Raw genomic sequence first — 19041 nt, forward strand, 5'->3', positions numbered from 1 at the left:
AAAGATGCCTTAATTCACTCAGATCAAGGTGTTCATTATACAAGTCCTATCTTTCAAAAAGCAGTAAAGAAATTAGGGTTACGCCAATCTATGTCAAGACGGGGAAACTGTTGGGACAACGCACCACAGGAATTATTCTTTGGCCATCTTAAAGACGAGTCCTCTATTAAAGCATGTACAAGTCTAGATGAGTTAAGAAAAGAAATTAAACAATATATGATTTATTACAATCACTATAGATACCAGTGGAATTTAAAAAAGATGACCCCTGTTCAATATAGAGATCATCTTCTTAAAACTGCCTAGGTTTTTTTTAATGTCCTTTACAAAGGGTACACTTTACTTCTCTTTTAGATTATCTCGGACCATGGCCGTGGTATCTTCTCTCGCTGGAATTGGTGATGATTGTGAGCTTTTACCTTCTGTACAGTCCGTTTTGGCTAAAAAGGAAAATTTCATAAGATAAGCAGAAGTATCAGTATGTCCAAGTCCCATAGATTTTTCACACCAGAACCGTATTTCATAATATCCAGCATTTACATTTTACTTCCTTTTCCTCAATTCCTATACTGTTTAGAGGGAGGAGGGAATAATTTGATCTTTTTATTCTTTATTTCGATATTTCTTGTTTATTTTATATATAGAGCGAATCAAAATACACGTAAAGTAATCGTTAATACCGTATCCCCTGTTGCAGCAGATGTGACTGCCCCAAACTGTTCTAATCTACGTGTTCTTCAATTGTCAGACATGCATTTAGAAAACTTATCGATTTCTCCAGAAAAACTATATAATGAATTAAAGCGAGAGAATTTTGACTTAATTGCTTTAACTGGTGATTATTTAGATCGGCCGAAAAGTATTCCAAAACTAATTCCTTATCTCGAATTGTTTCAAAAACTGAATCCGAAATATGGGATATATGCAGTCTTTGGAAATCATGATTATATTTTACGGGAGGACAGCTTTAGACGTTTAAAGGAAATGTTAGAACAATACGGTATCAAAACGATGCAGAATCAGAATGACACAATTATTGTGGAAGGAAACTTAGTTCATATCATCGGAATTGATGATTATCATACGAAAAGAAGCAGCTTAAACTTAGCTTATGATGGTGTAACGGAAAATAGTTACCGACTTGTTTTAACTCACGATCCCAACCTTGTTCTCCAAATGGAAAAGTTCCACTTTAATTATTTGCTTGCTGGACATTTTCACGGCGGTCAAATTTATTGGCCGAAACCGTATCACTTAAGAAAGTTCGGGAAACTTGTTCGCCTCAACTTGATTAAGGGGCTTATTCATTACCAAGGGAAAGTGTTCTATATTAATGAAGGACTTGGACAAACATTGTTTAATATTCGTGTAGGAAGCAGGCCGGAAATTACGATACACGAACTAATGATCCATAACTGTTCAACTAGTACAGAGGAACAATTAGATAGAGCTATTTAGGTTCAATCATTTATAATTCTTTTACATCACCTTCGCCTCTTTGAGGCGAAGGTTTAATTATATTTCACCCTAATTGCTCAAGAAAAATTATGTTATTTTACAGAATTTATACCATTATTAACTATTAAAAAGAGAGATCGGTTGGAACGAAATAAGTAAAAATCACGTAGATGTAGATCAACTAAAGTAATTGTTACGCGCATAGGAAATTTTTTTCAGTATGAAATATCTTCAATGTTATATATTATAAATGCTCTGCAAGAGCTTGTTTAAATTTGAATTTTTTAATGATTCCGAATAAGGAAGGGGATTTTATCTGAGAAATCTGAGTGAAAGTTGGTGACGGGCATATTTTAACAGAATTTTTCCCGCAGTTATATCATAACTTAGTGCGCCCTAGGTGGTTCACGGAGAAGTATATACATCATTACTTACAAGAGAGATTTGAATTCAATAATAAAACTGTATTAGATTTTGGTTCCGGTACAGGGGTAAATTGCACTTTATTTGCACCCGAAAGTTATATGGGAGTAGACCCTGATCAAAAAAGAGTTATGTATTCGAAAAAGCTATATCCAAATTATGCATTCCACGTTTTACAAGAATACTCTCTGCCTGTTGAAAATGAAAGTATTGATTATATTCTCATTATTTCCGTGTTACATCACATTTCTTGTCCTGACATCATAACGTATACGAAAGAATTTAAGCGCGTTTTAAAACCGAATGGGAAGGTCATTGCAATTGAGCCTTGCATGTACCAGCATAAACCTCTTTGTAATCTCTTTATGAATTGGTTAGATCAAGGACGCTTTATAAGAGATGAGAAAGCGTATATGGATCTTTTTCATAAAAACGGTTATGAATGCGATGTTTTAAAGCGTTTTACAAAATGTTTCGTATACAACGAACTATTTTTCTCAGCCTGCTTAAAAAGTTATTAGAAAAAATCCTAATTACCCATAATTTAATTATGTAAAGAGAATATTGCATAAAGTTATATAAAAAAAGGGCGCCGCGTTAGCTCTCTTAACAAGGGATTTAAACATGAAATAAGACCAAATAAAGTAGCCATCCTGATTTGGAACGGCTACTTTATTTTACATGCATATTTATTAAAGAATTTGTTTTGACGGGAGATGGAAAGGGCATGTATGCTTTAGACTGAAGTACATATACGTGTCAACCACATATTCGATGCTCTTCACTAAAGAGCGGTTTTAACTGAATTGTATATGAGACAAAACTAGTCAGACACAGGGCGTTGATTAAAGTCGGTCGCTATGAAGTGAACCTGATAAGTGAAACATGAATTATTTCCAAAGATAAATTTTAAATTTTTTGTCTATAACTGTTGTTATAATATTTCATCTGGTTGTAAAATAGATTTAATATTTATATAGCAATCGATAATTACTTATTTAAAAACAAAATAGACAAGGAGATATAGCCATGAAAGACTATATTATTGATATCACCCTAAGCTCAACAAAAAAACAAAAACCTCAATCCGATCAACTTGGTTTTGGAAGGGTTTTTACAGATCATATGTTTATGATGGATTATACGGAAGGAAAAGGGTGGCATGATCCTCGAATTGTTCCTTACCAACCGATCACTTTAGATCCTGCTGCAATGGTCTTTCATTATGGACAATCCGTATTTGAGGGGTTAAAATCATATCTAACAAAAGATGAACGGATTCTATTATTTAGACCTGAAAGAAATATGCAAAGATTAAATTTATCGAATGATCGATTATGTATCCCACAAATCGATGAGAAATTAGTATTGGCTGCTTTAAAACAATTAATCACGATTGATAGGGACTGGATTCCAACGGCAGAAGGAACATCTCTTTATATCCGTCCGTTTATCATTTCAACAGAACCTTACCTTGGTGTATCACCTTCGAAAAGTTATCGATTTATGATCATTTTATCGCCAGTTGGTTCTTACTACAAAGAGGGTATTCATCCTGTTAAAATTGCGGTAGAAAGTGAATTTGTACGTGCTGTATTGGGCGGAACAGGTACAGCGAAAACAGCTGGTAACTATGCATCAAGCTTAAAAGCACAGGAAGAAGCTAGTGAAAAAGGCTATTCCCAAGTTTTATGGTTGGACGGATTAGAAAAGAAATACATTGAAGAAGTAGGAAGCATGAATGTCTTCTTTAAAATTAATGGAGAAGTCATCACACCAGCCTTAAATGGCAGTATTTTAGAAGGTGTAACAAGAAATTCAATCATTCAGCTTTTGGAACACTGGGATATACCCGTTGTAGAACGTAAAATTTCGATTGATGAGATTTATCAGGCCTATTCCAATAATTTGTTAGAGGAAGCATTTGGAACAGGAACAGCAGCGGTTATCTCCCCGATCGGTGAATTCTTCTGGAGAGACGAAAAGCTTGTGATTAACAACGGACAAACTGGCCAGTTATCTAAAAAGTTGTATGACACATTGACTGGAATTCAAAATGGAACCGAGCCGGATCCATTTGGTTGGGTTGTTGAAGTGAAATGAATCTAAAAATAGGCGCTGCATCTTCTTTACGTACTGAATAAAAAATGAAGACTGATTTACTCTAATGCAGAGCCACACCCTCTGATCGTTTTAATCAGATATCTGAAGGGTTCGTTTTAAAAATTTTTAGGAAATTATATAAAAGGCAGAGAATTTATCATGATAAATTCTCTGCCTTTTATTTTTGTAAGATTTTCTTACATTAAATTATTCTTAAGGTTGTATTTATTGCTTCTAAATGCAAGCTTGCAATCCTTACTATACACGATTCGAACGGATGAATTCCCAAACCGTTTTCAGGACCGAGCCGCACATGAGAAATAATACGAGTACGAGTGTAATAGTTGCCCCGGGAGGAGTGCCTAATTTATAAGAAGAGGTAAGTCCTAAAAACATACTAAGCACACCTATTGCCATGCTGAATAGAATAGCGGTCTTAAATCCTTTGACCATCCGCATTGCGATAGCGGCAGGCAGCACCATTAAAGCAGAAACAAGAAGTGCTCCAATAATAGGCATCATGACTGAAATAGTCAGTCCGGTCAATATACTAAAGGATAATGACAACCATTTCGTAGGAAGTCCGCTTGTAAAGGCTGTATCTTCATCAAAAGTTAAAACGTACATAGGACGTTGGAAGATTAGATAATAAACACCTACAAGGATACATACAACGATTAAAAAACGCAGCTGCTCTTGACTAATCGTAACAATAGATCCAAATAAATATTGTTCTACATTAGTTGTAATGCCTCCTTGATTTAGACTCATTAAGACCAGTGCAAGAGATAATCCTGCTGCCATAAGAATAGCTACAGATACTTCAGAATATGTCCGATACGTATTTCTCATGTATTCAATTCCTATAGTTCCAATGATAATAACAATGATGGTTACTATATTCACATTAGAATGAAGTGTTAACCCTAAAGCTACTCCGGCTAATGAAATATGTGATAAGGTGTCTGCCATTAGAGATTGGCGGCGTAAAATGAGAAACATGCCTAAAACAGGAGCAATTAGAGCAATTAATCCACCAGCCCAAAATGCTCGTTGCATGAACCCAAAGTGAAGCATCTCCATTGTGTATTCTCCTTTCTTTCTAAATAGATGTTGCGGTCTGCATATTGTTTCGCTTCCTCTAAATCATGTGTAACCATGATGACGGATCGTCCATGCTCTTTTACATGGTGCCGCATTAATTGATAAAAGTGATTGCGGCTTTCGAAGTCCATTCCCGTTGTGGGCTCATCCAGCACAAGGATATCTGGTTCGGAGGCTAGTACGCGAGCAATACAGATGCGTTGTTTCTGTCCTCCAGATAGTTCTCCAATTTTGCGATGGCGAAAATTCCACATATCAACCCCGAGAAGTGCCTGTTTGACATGTTCATGATCCTGCTTTGTAAGAGACCGAAACCATTTTCCATTTGGAAAACGACCAGATTGTACAAGTTCTAAAACAGTGCTTGGAAATCCTACATTAAAAGAGGCTACCTGTTGCGGGACATAACCAATGATTAATTTCTTATTCTCTTTATTTTTTTTGCTGATTGTGACGGAACCTTTCCATGGCTTTAATAGTTTTAGCATAATTCTTAGCAAAGTAGATTTCGCGGCTCCATTAGGACCTGTTAATGTAACAAACTCACCGCTGTATATATCTAGGGAAACATCCTCCAAGATGGTTTCATTTCCGTATTTAAATTGAACCTGATTCATGGATATAAGTTTCATGACATATTCCTTTCTGTTTGAATTGTACAGAAAAAAGTACGCCTTACACAGGTGTAAAACGTACTATCTGTATTATTGCATGACAGATTGTTTTAATGCATCTAAGTTTTTCTTCATAGATTCAATATAGTCTACACCTTTTTCTTGTTCCTCTTTTGTAATACCTTCAATAGGGCTTAATACTACAGTTTTAGCCCCAGTTTCCTCAGCAAGAGTTTTTGCTACCTTCGGGGAAGCAATCTCCTCAAAGTAAATGATTTTAATGTTGTTATCCTTTACGTACTTTTGCAATTCTGCTAATTTGGCCGGACTTGGCTCTTGGTCAGGAGAAAGACCCGCAATGGCAATCTGAGAGAGACCATACTCTTTGGCTAAGTATCCGAATGCCGCATGTTGTGTGACAAATTCCTTTCGTTTCGCTTTATCTAGAGTTGTTCGGAATTGGTTATCTAATTCCTTTAATTTAGCGTTGAACTCATTAGCATTCTTCTCATAGGCTTCTTGATGCGCCTTATCTACTTCTACTAGAGCCTTTTTGATATTGTCTACTTCTTGTTGGGCTAATACTGGGTCTAACCACACGTGAGGATCCATGACATGCTTAGGACTTTCATCAGAATGTTTCTGTTTGTCTTCTTCAGCAGAGCCCTCTATACGAGATATCCCCTTGCTAGCGTCAACTACTTTAATCTTCTTATTGTCAAGGCTCTTGAGTACTTTAGGAACCCATGTTTCCATGTCATCACTATTATAAACAAATACATCGGCCTCTTCAATTTTAGCGATGTCTTTTGGAGAAGGTTCAAAATCATGAGGTTCTGTTCCAGCTGGAATTAATACATCTACTTTTCCGTTAGTCCCAACTACATTCTTGGCAAAGTCGTACATAGGATAAAATGTTGTGACAACCTTAAGTGACTGGTCCTGATTCTTATCTTTCTGTGCTATATTTTGTTTTGAACAGCCGACAATAGCAGTAGAAATTGCCAATGAAGCTACTAATACCCCGTACTTCCATCTTTTCATGGATTTTACTCTCTCCTTTACCTACTTCCTTTAAAGCGAAATAATTACGGTTTTATTTATAGAGAGAATACTACCATCCTTTTCTTTCATCCGTCAATGCTTTTCTTAAATATCGGCTACTATTGTAACATTTTTAGACATATTACATATTCTTTCACGTTTCTTCACAAAGAGTTCTTATTAGGACTAGGTTTAAACCCAAAAGCCAGAGCAAATAAATAACATAAAAGAGCTGAAACAGGGGAGCCATATGTATCAAGCATTTACGGGTTTATTTGTCAGGGTAGGACTAAGAATCTCGATATCCAAATGATTCTGCTTTTACATTCATAGATATCATGAAGGCAGTTTTTTATTTCAATGGCAAAAATTTCATCTCATGTGTAAAATCCTAATTTTATCATTTATAATAAAAATGATTAATAAAAGCATACATACGGAGGAGACAGTAATAATGAAGCACAAAAAATCAATATATTCGCTTTGCCTAGTGTTTTTAATCTTTGCGCTTATCTTAGCAGGATGCGGTACAAATGCAGATAAAAAAGGAATGGAAACGCAAGATACTAAAAAAATGAAGGTAGAGAAAAATCCGATTGTTACTATAGTAATGGAGAACGATCAGCAAATTAAACTGGAATTATATCCTGAAATTGCTCCAAATACGGTCTTGAATTTCATTTCTTTAGTGCAAAAAGGTTTTTATGATGGATTAACATTTCATCGAGTAATCCCTGGATTTATGATTCAAGGGGGGGATCCAAAAGGAACAGGAGCCGGCGGTCCCGGTTATACGATCAAGGGAGAATTTAGTTCAAATCACTTTAAAAATAATTTAAAACACGAAACAGGAGTTATTTCGATGGCTAGAACGAACGATCCGGACTCTGCTGGCTCGCAATTTTTTATTATGGTAAAAAAAGCGCCTCAGCTTGATGGTGAATATGCCGCTTTCGGTAAAGTCGTTGAGGGAATGGATACAGTCAATCAAATTGTAAATGTGAAACGAGACAGTCAAGACAAGCCGCTTGACGAGCAGAAAATGAAAAAAGTAACGGTTGAAACTTTCGGAGTAAAGTATGATAAACCCGAAATCATGAAATAATTCATGGAACGATTGTATCTGAGATTTTTCAGAAGAAAGCTGAAATTAAAGCCTATCTTATATGCGGATTCAGACGTTATGCTGAAAGTCCAAAAAGGCACGAGCAATGGGAACATGCCTTTTTAGAATAATGCTCATGGGTCTAGCCGACACCTATTGAGTTTTGTCATGTAGCTACTTACTTCAAATACAATTCGGTCGGATAAGCCCCACTGAAACAGGCTATGCATCGATTGCTGCTTTCTGCAAGATTCACATCTACTGCTTCTAACAGCCCTTCAGTGCTTAAAAATGCCAATGTATCCGCTCCGATAGCCTGTCCCATTGCTCGTTCATGTTCGTGCCTGTTGGCAAACAACTCTTCTTTTGTCGGCATATCAATTCCATAAAAACAAGGATTTCGAACCATTGGTGAACTAATGCGAACATGGACTTCCTTGGCACCTGCCTGCCGAATCAATTGGACAATTCGTTTGCTCGTTGTTCCCCTTACAATTGAATCATCGACAAGCACAACTCTTTTTCCTTCGAGAATTTCTTGAACGGTGCTCAACTTGAGGCGAACGGCCAATTCGCGCAGTTCTTGGGTAGGTTCAATGAATGAGCGGCCCACATATGGATTTTTAATCAGCCCCATCTCATAAGGAATTCCTGATTGTTGGGCAAAGCCAATAGCGGCTGGGATGCTCGAGTCGGGAACGGCGACCACCACATCCGCTTGTGTCGGATGTTCCTTAGCTAGAATTTGACCTAATTCTTTTCGAATCGATAAGATGCTTCTTCCGTGAATGACACTATCAGGCCGAGCAAAATAAACAAATTCAAAAGAACAAAGGGATAACTCTTCCTTTGGAGCGAATCGTCCTGTTTGAATCCCGTTTTCGTCAACAAGAAGCCATTCTCCCGGTTCCACATCCCGCCAAAACTTGGCATCAACCGCATTCAAAGCACATGTTTCTGAAGCGGCGACGACGGCTTCACCGATTCTTCCCAGCGAGAGGGGGCGCAAACCATGACGGTCTAGAGCGATCAGCATCTGTTTTTCCGTCATAATAAGCAAGGCGAAAGAACCATCGATTCGCGTAAGAATATCAGGCGCTGCCTCTTCAAATCGTTTTTTCCTGGAACGGGCGATAAAGTGAGCGATGATCTCCGTATCGGTTGTTGTTTGGAATATGCTTCCCTGCTGTTGTAACACATCTCGTTCTATTCTTGCGTTTACTAGGTTGCCGTTATGGGCGACAGCCAAGTCTCCCTCACTATATTTAAAAACGAGGGGCTGTGCGTTTTGCAATAAACTTTCACCAGAAGTTGAATATCGAACATGGCCAATTGCCATATTTCCGCTTAGTCCATCAAGAATGTCACGTGTAAATACTTGGGTAACTAACCCCATTCCGCGGTGGTGTCTAAATGTTTTACCATCGCTAACCACGATTCCCGCACTCTCCTGACCACGATGCTGAAGAGCATGAAGTCCGTAGTACGTTAAATCGGCTGCTTTGGGGTGATTGAAAATTCCAAATACCCCACATTTTTCCTGCATTTCTGAAGCCATCCTTGTCCCCCCAATTACACCATTTTTACTATTTTCTGCTGAAGGATCATTTCTATCCTGTAAAACTTGTTGTGTATATGAATTTGTTCATGATGCAAATACCTAAAAAGTTTTTCAGTCCTTTAAAAATAAAACATTCAAATGTAGGATAACCTAAAACCATTCAATAATCCGGAAATCGCTGCATGTTTTGAAAGTCCTGAAGAGGGAAATCCTGTGAAAATAATTAAACCAGGCTCAACCATTGGTATCTTAGGGGGAGGGCAGTTGGGAAGAATGATGGTGTTAGCCGGGCGGAATATGGGATACCGATTTATTCTTTGTGAACCCAACACTAAATCTGCCTTGTGTGATGACCGCTATGAAGGCCGAATTTTGATTAATGAATTAGCTTCCAGACCACATAAGAAAAAAACTCACCCACAGGTAAGCTTTAAAAAAGATAAGACACGCCTTACAGGAGGATGCGTGTCTTAGATTAAAGAGTGTATGTCACAAACATTGGGGATCATTACAGGATTCCTTTATTATAGCAAAACTCCATAAAATCAAGAAAATTCTAAAAATTCATAAAAACTCATTTACATTGTAAGCGCTTTCTGTTATGATAATAATGGGTTGGATAGCACTGGTGGCTATCAAGGTATTCAGCGTAGGCGGGGCTGATGCCATAATATTTCTTATTAACGTCATAGTAAAAACTATGTATACCTTATAAAACAGCAAGAAAAAGTGAAATCCTTTGCACCTCAGGATTTCACTTTTTTATTTTTGGCTATGTTAGATAGAAGGTGGAAAAGAAAGAAAGACTAATGAGTCAATGAGTTCAACCGAAATACTAAAGTCATCATGAATTGTAATTTCTACACATGCAACTAACGGTAACTCGATGAGGATTACACCATCATCAATTGTAATTCCTGGTGAACATGTGTCGAAATCAGTTATAGAAAGACCTATGTCGGTATCAGGGGCAATTGAAATTTTTAAACATATATAAAGGCATTGTTGAAATGAGTAAGCTATTGTATATCTCCCCTTTCCAGAGATAATAAATACATAATTTACTGCATGTATATACAAGTGAATAAAAAAAACGTCTTTTGATAGTGGTGAGAGATCATCCGGCGACGTGCAGAAGCGGCCAAACCTTTGGTTCATGCAAGGGTAAACCAGAGAGAAGAAGCATGCCATACTCCCTTTTGGTTGCACCTAGCACATGGACATGTCTAAATTACAATCCACTTATATATAGATATAGTCATGAAGTAGTGTTTACAGGGACAAGAATGAATAGAAAAAAGTAAGGTGCACCGTCCGTTTTTTCGTGTTAGATTACATCCTTGGAGGCAGTTCCTATATTATTCTATTTGAGAGCATATCCTCTTGATTAGACAAGTTATCTATTTGTAAAAAATATGCGTACGTAGTGAGTAAATAATTGGGGGAATTATATAAAGTAGAAAGGGGGCACTCCTCTTAGAATAAGGAGCAACAGCAATATAAAAAGAGCCAGCTGTAGCAGCACATAGGGAATTTAAATTTTCTGGACAAACTGTCGTGTGATGTTTGATCGAGGAGATATTCATTGTAGGGTATTACAACGTGAATCAAATAAAACCCTTAAGATAATTAGTTCTTAAGGGTTTTATTGTTATTATGTAAATCCGCCATTAATCCGAATTGTTTGGCCTGTAATCCATTGGGAATCATCACTTGCTAAGAATACTTGCTGTGAAGTGTGAGGCAGGTCCTCATCAGCGAAAATGAAAATTGCAAAAGTAAAAAAAAACGATATACTAATATTGCTATAGAAATAGAAAAATGGGAAGGGGAAACCATATGGCTATACTAGTGTTTCTAAAATTTGTGTTAGTTGGTATCCTGAGCAATGCAGGTTGGGGACTTTTATTTGTAAGTTTTAATGTATCCTTGTGGAAAAAGGTTGTATTACGAGAAAAAGACGAGACATTCTCAACGGCAACATTTCTTTGGGTCCAAGCGACTCGTTGGATGTTCGGCTGTATCATTTCCTTTTTCATTTGGGACGTGGCTTTAAATGAACACACAGTAGCTGCGTTTTTCGACACATTCGGAATCTGGCTCGTCATCATTCAAGGCGCAGAATTTTTATTTATGAACAGATTTTCTAGAGTTATTTTTACGGGAACTATCGTCCTCCTCTTGGTCACCATTGGGGGATGGTGTGTTGGATTCACTCAATACGAAACCTTCTATCATATGGCGCAGACGCACACAACGGTTGAAAATAAAGTGCCAGATGAAATCAACAACCTCGGGACCATTCCTCTCATTAATGGAAGCAGTGCCCAATACAAAATTGATAAGCTGTCTGGAAGGCTCACAAACACATCATGGTTCGAAGAAGGAGATTACCGTATCCAAAAAGTCGGGAATCAATTGCAATACGTAGCACCTTATGAGTTTTCCTCTCTGTTCAAAGCGTTCAAAGCAAAGCAAACGCCAGGATATGCATCTGTATCCGTTACTGACCCTGATGCAGATGCGATTATTTATAACAGCAAGCTGGTGTACATAGATTCCGCCTATTTCGACAAAAATCTTATGCGACATGTCCGAAACGAGTACCCTTCTTTGGTGTTGTTCGAAACAAACCTCGAACCTGATGATAAGGGATATCCCTATTATGTCGTATCCTACGGGCATTACAAATTATGGAGAAGTGGACCTGTTTTAGATGGTGTTATTGTAGTTGATCCAAAAACAGGCGAAATGAAGAAATATCCAAAAGGGTCGGAACCGAAGTGGGTTGATCTTGTGTTTACGAAGTCCATTGCAGCAGATTACTTCACGTACATCGGCGAATATGTCCATGGATTTTGGAATACGCATATTGGACAAAAAGATATGCATACGCCAAATGATATTCGTACGACGTTTAATGAAAAGGGAGAACTCATCTACACGGTTGATTTCACTCGTCCGAATGGAAGTGGAAAAAGCATGAGCCGTTTTGGTGTGATGAATGCCAAAACGGGAGAAATTACTATTTATCCGAAAGTAAACGGGGTATTAACAGGAGACGAAGCAGTGAAAGCGGTGAATCAGTCTGAAATGGTTGTACGAAACAAAACGTGGAAGGGCTCCTATCCTACATACTACACCATCTATGGCTCTCCAAGTTTTGTCATACCTGTCTACGATGGAAACAATATGTATCAGGGCGTGGCAGTGGTTCGTGCAGACAGTTCTAAGGTCTTGGTAGCATTCGGAAACACAAAAGAAGAAGCATTTGACGATTATAAACGAAAACTAGCAAGCATTCACAAAGGAAATATTGCACCGACCAAAGATAGTAAGAAGGTAACGTTACAAGGAACGGTATTCCGTATCAACCCGTATATAGACAAAGATGGGACGGTTTACTATGTGTTATTGCAAGGTCAAACGAAAGCATTTCTTGTATCACCGACCGTATCAAAAGAAATCATTAACACGGAAAAAGGTGATACCGTACAACTTTCGTATTATGAAACAAATGAAGACACAGTAGCTATCCAAAGTTTCGACAACACAGCTATTCAATGAACCGCAAACTGATGTTAATTATGATTCTAGAAAAGTAAATAAATAATGGAACAAAGAAAAGAGCAAGCTTGTAAGGCTTGCTCTTTTCTTTGTTCGCCAATATATATAGAATCACATTTATGTTGTGCCCTCTGCACATTTTATGTTTCATACAATAGTATTTAAAAGAGTCTCATTTAAATAGGATGGGAGGAGGTGAGCTGGCAGAGGATGACTAAAGAGATATCCTTGCCCTATATGACATCCTCCTGTTTTAAGAATTGATAATTGTTCTTTCGTTTCAATTCCTTCGGCAATTATATTGAAATTTAGATTCTTTCCTATATCTATAATTGTCTTAACCATAATTTCTCCATCTTGGTTCACACTTTGTATAAATGATTTGTCTATCTTTAAATTATCAATGGGTAAATGCTTTAAGTAACTTAAAGAGGAATATCCTGTGCCGAAATCATCAACTGATATGGTGATACCTAGGTCTTTTAATTGCTTTAATACGCTTGTAGTCCTTTTAATATCCAGTACCATACTTTCTGTTATTTCTAATTCTAAGCATTTGGGTTCGAGCGGAGTGTCTTGTAAAATTTGCGTAATATCATTAATCAAATAACTATTCAAAAATTGTCTAGGTGAGAGGTTTACTGCAACCCTCGATAATGGAATTCCATCGTCTTTCCAGAGCTTCATTTGTTTGCAGGCTTGTCGCAATACCCATTTTCCAATCGGAATAATTAACCCTGTTTCCTCTAAAATAGGAATAAACTCTGAAGGAGCCACTTCACCAAATATGGGATTGTTCCAACGCAAAAGAGCTTCGACTCCAACTGTAGTATGATTAACCAAATTGACTAGGGGCTGATACACAACCGAAAATTCTTCATTTTCTAGCGCTTGTCTGAGTTGATTTTCCAATCTTAAATATCTCGTCATTTTTTTATTAAGAGCAGATGTGTGAAACTGATATGTGCCGCCGCCCATGTTTTTTGCATGGTACATGGCAATATCAGCTTCTTTAGTCAGTTGTTCTATAATGGTTTCGAGTTTTGCTTCACTGTTCTTTTGCATATCAGAAAGTGAAACTTCGCTAATTCCAATGCTTGTTGATGTGAAAATTTTTTCATCTTGAATATAAAATGGGGAGGACAGCGTTTCAATAATTCTGTTAGCAACCGCAGTGATTTCTTGACGCTCGTGTATATCTTCTAACACAATAATAAATTCGTCTCCGCCTTGACGCGAAACAAAATCAATTGCACGTACACTATCTTTTAATCTTTGCCCAACCTGTTTTAACAAAGCATCTCCCGTTGCGTGCCCCAACGTATCATTAATAGACTTAAATCGATCTAAATCTAAAAATAAAATAGCAATTTGATTTGAACTAGTTTTGTTTGAAAGTATGTATTTTAAATGTTTATCTAATGAGGTTCGATTTGGTAATTTTGTTAATGGATCATAAAATGCCAGTTGATGAATCTCTTTTTCCATGATTTTACGATGGGTAATATCATATCGGATTGACACATATTGATACGGTTTTCCCTGATCGTCTAAGAAAGGTACGATGGTTGTATATACCCAATAAAATGTTCCATCTTTTGCTTTGTTTTTAATCTCTCCTTTCCACACATTCCCACTGCCGATTGTTTTCCACATATTCCTGAAAAATGTGTTTGAATGATATCCTGAATTTAAAATGCTATGATCTTGCCCAAGAAGCTCTTCCCGACTATATTTAGAAATCTCACAAAACATATCGTTAACGAAATTGATGATCCCTCTTCTATCTGTGATTGCCACTATAGAAGATTGATTTAACGCAAATTCAATGTCATTTAACTTTTTTAATGTATTTTCTAATTCAATCTCTATATACTTTGTATTCATGTATTTCTACTCCCTCAACGATATGGATACAACATTGTGTTTGCCAATTAAAAAATGTAGGAAATGAAAATTAAGAGCAATTATCTTAATTTATAATCCATGCTACTTAACATGGAGTCTTTACGTCCATAATTATAGGAAAAAGAGCAAATCGTATGGCTTTGCAGGTACACATGAGCTTATTATAACTACTAATCCCTATCAAGTTGTATAAACACTTTATCGCATAACTCTAATTTTCTAATAATGCATTTTTTAGTTATTACTAACACATAATTTTATTTTACTATTCGTCATTTCATATTCAAGTGATTTGAATAAAAAAATAACTTAATTTATAGAAATGAAGGGCAAACTGAGCAGAAATTTGAGGACTATATCATTCCTAAGGAGAAAAAGGTGTAGTTAAACAGGTGCTTAATGTAACAAATCCCGTAAAAAATCATGGATAGCCACGGAAGAATTGTATTTAAAACCGATAATATATGTGAAATTAGTGCTTTTAAAACTGGCGGAACAATATTAATAAAAATTATTATAGCTGTAAAAAGCCCAGGAGAGAATCCAGGGCTTGTTTCATTTCTTCTTTGGTCTTTCAGCACGAAGAACAGCGTCATTCGTTGGTGTGTTAGGTACAAAATTGCCGTGGCTGTCGATGCTGTGCGGTTCCTTATCGTATTGTCCGTTGGCAGTACGCTTCTTTGTTGTGAACGGGTCTTGATTGTGTCCCATGATCGTCACCTCCAATAAGCGTAGTATGTGCCAACAAGCAAGTATTTTGTCGAAAATCAAGTTAGAAAAAAGTGGAAAAAGAGTTGTGAACATCATCAGTTCATAGTGTATTAGACTAAAGAGGTTAAAATGATGAACAAAACATACACTTTGTGTATCCTTTAAAAGAAATGAATAAAACAGGTGTTACTAGATAACATTCGTTTTATTTTGTATAAAGAACAACATGAAGAATTTCCATAATATGTTAAATTTCATTTATCGTAATTTTTGTGCAGAAGCTGTTACAAACTATATAATAAGTGTATATAAAGCAGGTTGTGTTGCGTCTGCATAGAAGGGGTGATACATATGTTTCAAACTGTAGAAGAATTAATAAAGCATCCAGTATTTCACTTTTTTAAGGAGATTTCGAATATTCCGAGAGAATCCGGGAATGAAAAGAAAATCAGCGATTATTTAGCAGGTTTTGCACAAGAGCGGGATCTTGAAATAGTACAGGACGAGGCATTAAATGTAATTATTAAAAAGCCAGCTTCGAAGGGCTATGAGAATGCGCCGGCTGTTATTCTGCAAGGGCATATGGATATGGTGTGCGAGCTGAATAAAGGAACAGTCCATGATTTTGAAAAAGATCCTATTGAGTTAAGAATCGACGAAGACATGCTGCATGCGAATGAGACGACATTAGGAGCAGATAATGGAATTGCGGTTGCTTATGCGCTTGCTTTGCTCGATGCTGATAACATTGCACATCCTGCTCTTGAAGTAGTCATTACAACAGAAGAAGAGACGACGATGGGCGGTGCGATTGCTGTTGATCCGAGTCACTTCACAGGCAAAATCTTCATCAATCTTGATACAGAAGAAGAAGGCAAGCTGCTTGTCAGCAGTGCCGGTGGGATTAAAGGGCAGTTAAGCTTTCCAATCAGCTGGAACGCTGCTCCCGAAACTGCAGAAACATACCGTCTCAGTATCGGAGGTTTGCGGGGGGGACACTCCGGCATGGAAATTGACAAAGAAAGAGGAAACGCCAATAAATTGCTAGGCCGCATTTTATACGACATATCCAATGAGTTTACATATACATTAAGCGAAATCAACGGCGGCTTGAAGTCAAATGCAATTCCTCGGGAAGCAGAGGCCGTTCTGGTTGTGGAACTGCAGACTACTGAGAAATTAGAGAAGAAAATAGATGAGTGGAATCAAGTATTGAAAAATGAATTGCGAGCTGCTGACCGAGGGGTATATGTAAAGCTTGAAAAAGCAGGTCCTGCAGAAAAAGTGTTTTCAAAAGAAACGACAGAATGGATTGTACAAGCAATCATGTTAACGCCAAACGGCATTCAAAGCATGAGCATGGATATTGAAGGATTAGTGGAATCTTCAACAAATCTAGGTGTTATCACGACAACTGGTTCGGAAGTAAGCTTTCAAAATGAAATTCGCAGCTCTGTAAGAAGCTTAAAAGAGCAAATCTTGAATCAAGTGAAGGTCATTGCGAAGACTTTAGGCGGCAAGGTTGAAATGAAGGGTGACTATCCTGAATGGGCATACAATCCGGATTCAGCAATTCGCGAGCTATGCAAAAAGGTATATCAAGATAAGTATGGAAAAGAGGCAGAAATCATCGCAATTCATGCCGGTATCGAATGCGGTATTTTCACTGAGAAGATGCCGGGTCTAGATGCCATTTCCATCGGACCTGATATGTATGATGTCCATACGCCGAATGAGCATCTCAGCATCCCGTCCACAATCCGTACATGGGAATACTTGCTTGCCGTGCTCGAAGAAATGAATACAATCAGCGTCCACTTAAAATAACAATTTAATCTGTATTAAATAGTTCCTTTGGTACAAAATAGGTACGAATCTTAAGAAGAGGAGGGCAATTAATGACTAATCGGAATGATAATCGAAAACGCAAAAATAAATATCCGAATAATCTAAAAAACGATACTGAATTCTCAAAAGATGTAAATATCAGAAGTGAAGTAACGAAAAAAGATTTAAATAGATAATGTTTTGAGTTGGGGACACCTAATTGAGAGTAATTTCAGGAATTTACACAGTATTTAACTAATCTAAAGCATGGCAAAAAGAGACTGTCTCAAATGGGACGGTTTTCACCCATGTGAGACAGCCTCTCATCCTCCTGGCTATTCAGACACTGCAACTTCGCCTGTTCCAGCACGGACTTAATTAACTATGTCAACTTAGAGGGGGAGCCCCCGCCATACATAATCTTTTTTCTAATGAAATGCTCGTGAATCAGCATTTGCAAGGTAATATCGGATAAGAATATTTGCGGGCGCTACGCGAAAACGTGTGGCGCCTTTTTGTATGGGTTTTCCCTGGTGATATCATTTTAAAATACAGATATACTGGAGATAGAAAAAACAGGAGCGGGAGCGGACAATGTATAGATATAGACACAAGTAGGAGAAGTTTCTGTGCAGATAAGTGGACAGTGAAGGTGGCATGTAGTACGGTGAGAAATAAACAAATGCGAAGAGTGTGTACGCTGCATTGACATGGTAAAACAGTCTGCGTCATTATTAATTTCATTTACCATATTTTGTTAAAGAAAACAACTTAGAAATAATGGGGCGTCAACATTTCTGCTGGTGTCATGCTTGGATTACATCCACTTACTCTTCTTTTCAAACTAAGAGTAGGCTAGCCTAAGGAAGTATTTGTTACATAAAATTAATGTGAATATTATGGATATTCAAGTATACTAATCGTATTCATCAAATACTTAGGGAGAGGTTAGTATGATTGAAACGGTTGTGAAGGGTTGTAAAAAGTGCGGTAGAAAAGAACTTATACCAGAATATGAGCATGTACAAGAAGGTATTTGCTTTTCATGTTGGGGTTCAGGCAGCCCTAATTTCGAAAGTATTTATCCGCAATTAATTCCTGTTTTTAAAAATATTGTTGAAAATGATTCTTCAAAACAATTAGATATTATGTCACTCTCACAAAGAATATTTCTGTTAGATTTCTTACTTAGACAAGCAGAGATTGAAGAGGATTTTAATGGAATGGCGTATTATGACGCAAAAATTCATGAATTGATAACGAAGATATACAGGTTGCAAACAAAATAGATTAAATTGCCACTTACGATTGTATCCATAACCAAAAATGCTGATTAATTCCTTCGATCATGGTTATCCTATTTACGTAAAATTACGAAAGGAAGGTGACATCATGAACGAAGAAATAGAATTAGGCATCGATTTATCGGAAGAGATAATATTGCGCATAATCGAGGGTTATGCCTACGAGAAGGGGTTATATGATCAAGGGGAGGATATCCTAGCACGGATCAACGCCGGACTGCAACGCGGCAGCAACGCCCTATAGGTCATATCGACATAGCGTATAACCATAAATGAAGTGAAAGGCACCCGATGAGGTGCCTTGTTTTATTT

General features: G+C 37.2%; 16 protein-coding genes and 2 pseudogenes. 12 read left to right on the forward strand and 6 right to left on the reverse strand.

The annotated features are described in order from the left end of the window. The 5 genes and pseudogenes from H540_RS0108105 to H540_RS0108120 form a co-directional block, all read left to right on the forward strand. The coding region (locus H540_RS0108105; protein WP_028400207.1) for an IS3 family transposase at positions 1-306 on the forward strand (306 nt) is incomplete at its 5' end. Between the two features lie 38 nt (positions 307-344). After that, positions 345-461: pseudogene (locus tag H540_RS34455) on the forward strand (TMEM164 family acyltransferase); the annotation flags it as partial. Between the two features lie 133 nt (positions 462-594). Next, entirely contained in the window at positions 595-1458 is an 864-nt protein-coding gene (locus H540_RS29235; RefSeq protein WP_034670585.1) for a metallophosphoesterase, read from the forward strand. A 329-nt stretch (positions 1459-1787) separates the two neighbouring features. Beyond that, the gene (locus H540_RS0108115) at positions 1788-2402 is read left to right on the forward strand and encodes a class I SAM-dependent methyltransferase (protein ID WP_051317031.1); all 615 of its coding nucleotides are present in this window, start codon (positions 1788-1790) and stop codon (positions 2400-2402) included. A gap of 508 nt (positions 2403-2910) precedes the next feature. Further along, positions 2911-3984, forward strand: coding sequence for a branched-chain amino acid aminotransferase (locus H540_RS0108120; RefSeq protein WP_028400209.1), 1074 nt, complete (start codon positions 2911-2913; stop codon positions 3982-3984). Positions 3985-4242: 258 nt separating this feature from the next. Here the strand turns inward: H540_RS0108120 and H540_RS0108125 are convergent, their stop codons facing one another. From H540_RS0108125 to H540_RS0108135, 3 genes are all read right to left on the reverse strand, one after another. Beyond that, entirely contained in the window at positions 4243-5067 is an 825-nt protein-coding gene (locus H540_RS0108125; protein ID WP_028400210.1) for a metal ABC transporter permease, read from the reverse strand. Further along, positions 5013-5720 (reverse strand): metal ABC transporter ATP-binding protein, encoded by a 708-nt coding sequence (locus H540_RS0108130; protein WP_028400211.1) that lies wholly within the window; start codon positions 5718-5720, stop codon positions 5013-5015. The genes H540_RS0108125 and H540_RS0108130 overlap by 55 nt, the downstream gene beginning before the upstream one ends. Positions 5721-5792: 72 nt before the next feature. After that, positions 5793-6746 carry a metal ABC transporter substrate-binding protein gene (locus H540_RS0108135; protein WP_028400212.1) on the reverse strand — a complete coding sequence of 318 codons (954 nt, stop codon included), beginning with the start codon at positions 6744-6746 and terminating at the stop codon, positions 5793-5795. 454 nt (positions 6747-7200) lie between these two features. Here H540_RS0108135 and H540_RS0108140 point away from each other — a divergent pair, with 454 nt between their 5' ends. Then, positions 7201-7851 carry a peptidylprolyl isomerase gene (locus tag H540_RS0108140; protein WP_028400213.1) on the forward strand — a complete coding sequence of 217 codons (651 nt, stop codon included), beginning with the start codon at positions 7201-7203 and terminating at the stop codon, positions 7849-7851. Positions 7852-8029: 178 nt separating this feature from the next. On the opposite strand, the gene purF is transcribed toward H540_RS0108140, so the two are convergent. Continuing rightward, positions 8030-9409: an amidophosphoribosyltransferase gene (gene purF / locus H540_RS0108145; RefSeq protein ID WP_028400214.1), complete on the reverse strand. Its 1380-nt coding sequence runs from the start codon at positions 9407-9409 to the stop codon at positions 8030-8032. A gap of 177 nt (positions 9410-9586) precedes the next feature. Between purF and H540_RS35500 the strand changes: the two are divergent. After that, positions 9587-9739: pseudogene (locus H540_RS35500) on the forward strand (hypothetical protein); the annotation flags it as partial. Positions 9740-11251: 1512 nt separating this feature from the next. After that, positions 11252-12979, forward strand: coding sequence for a hypothetical protein (locus tag H540_RS0108155; protein WP_028400216.1), 1728 nt, complete (start codon positions 11252-11254; stop codon positions 12977-12979). A gap of 147 nt (positions 12980-13126) precedes the next feature. On the opposite strand, the gene H540_RS29240 is transcribed toward H540_RS0108155, so the two are convergent. Both H540_RS29240 and H540_RS34025 read right to left on the reverse strand, forming a co-directional pair. Further along, complete coding sequence (locus H540_RS29240) at positions 13127-14866, reverse strand: putative bifunctional diguanylate cyclase/phosphodiesterase (RefSeq protein ID WP_051317032.1); 1740 nt, start codon at positions 14864-14866, stop codon at positions 13127-13129. 576 nt (positions 14867-15442) lie between these two features. Further along, complete coding sequence (locus tag H540_RS34025) at positions 15443-15598, reverse strand: hypothetical protein (RefSeq protein WP_169729573.1); 156 nt, start codon at positions 15596-15598, stop codon at positions 15443-15445. Positions 15599-15949: 351 nt separating this feature from the next. Between H540_RS34025 and H540_RS0108170 the strand changes: the two genes are divergently transcribed. The 4 genes from H540_RS0108170 (at position 15950) to H540_RS33060 (ending at position 18973) form a co-directional block, all read left to right on the forward strand. Next, the gene (locus H540_RS0108170; RefSeq protein ID WP_028400217.1) at positions 15950-17425 is read left to right on the forward strand and encodes an aminoacyl-histidine dipeptidase; all 1476 of its coding nucleotides are present in this window, start codon (positions 15950-15952) and stop codon (positions 17423-17425) included. A gap of 71 nt (positions 17426-17496) precedes the next feature. Then, positions 17497-17622: a hypothetical protein gene (locus H540_RS35135; RefSeq protein ID WP_281172473.1), complete on the forward strand. Its 126-nt coding sequence runs from the start codon at positions 17497-17499 to the stop codon at positions 17620-17622. 756 nt (positions 17623-18378) lie between these two features. Beyond that, positions 18379-18714 carry a hypothetical protein gene (locus tag H540_RS0108180; RefSeq protein ID WP_028400218.1) on the forward strand — a complete coding sequence of 112 codons (336 nt, stop codon included), beginning with the start codon at positions 18379-18381 and terminating at the stop codon, positions 18712-18714. 103 nt (positions 18715-18817) lie between these two features. Further along, positions 18818-18973, forward strand: a complete 156-nt coding sequence (locus tag H540_RS33060; RefSeq protein ID WP_155890981.1) for a hypothetical protein — start codon at positions 18818-18820, stop codon at positions 18971-18973. Positions 18974-19041 lie beyond the last annotated feature (68 nt).

Source organism: Ectobacillus panaciterrae DSM 19096, assembly GCF_000430785.1.
Classification (GTDB): domain Bacteria; phylum Bacillota; class Bacilli; order Bacillales; family Bacillaceae_G; genus Ectobacillus; species Ectobacillus panaciterrae.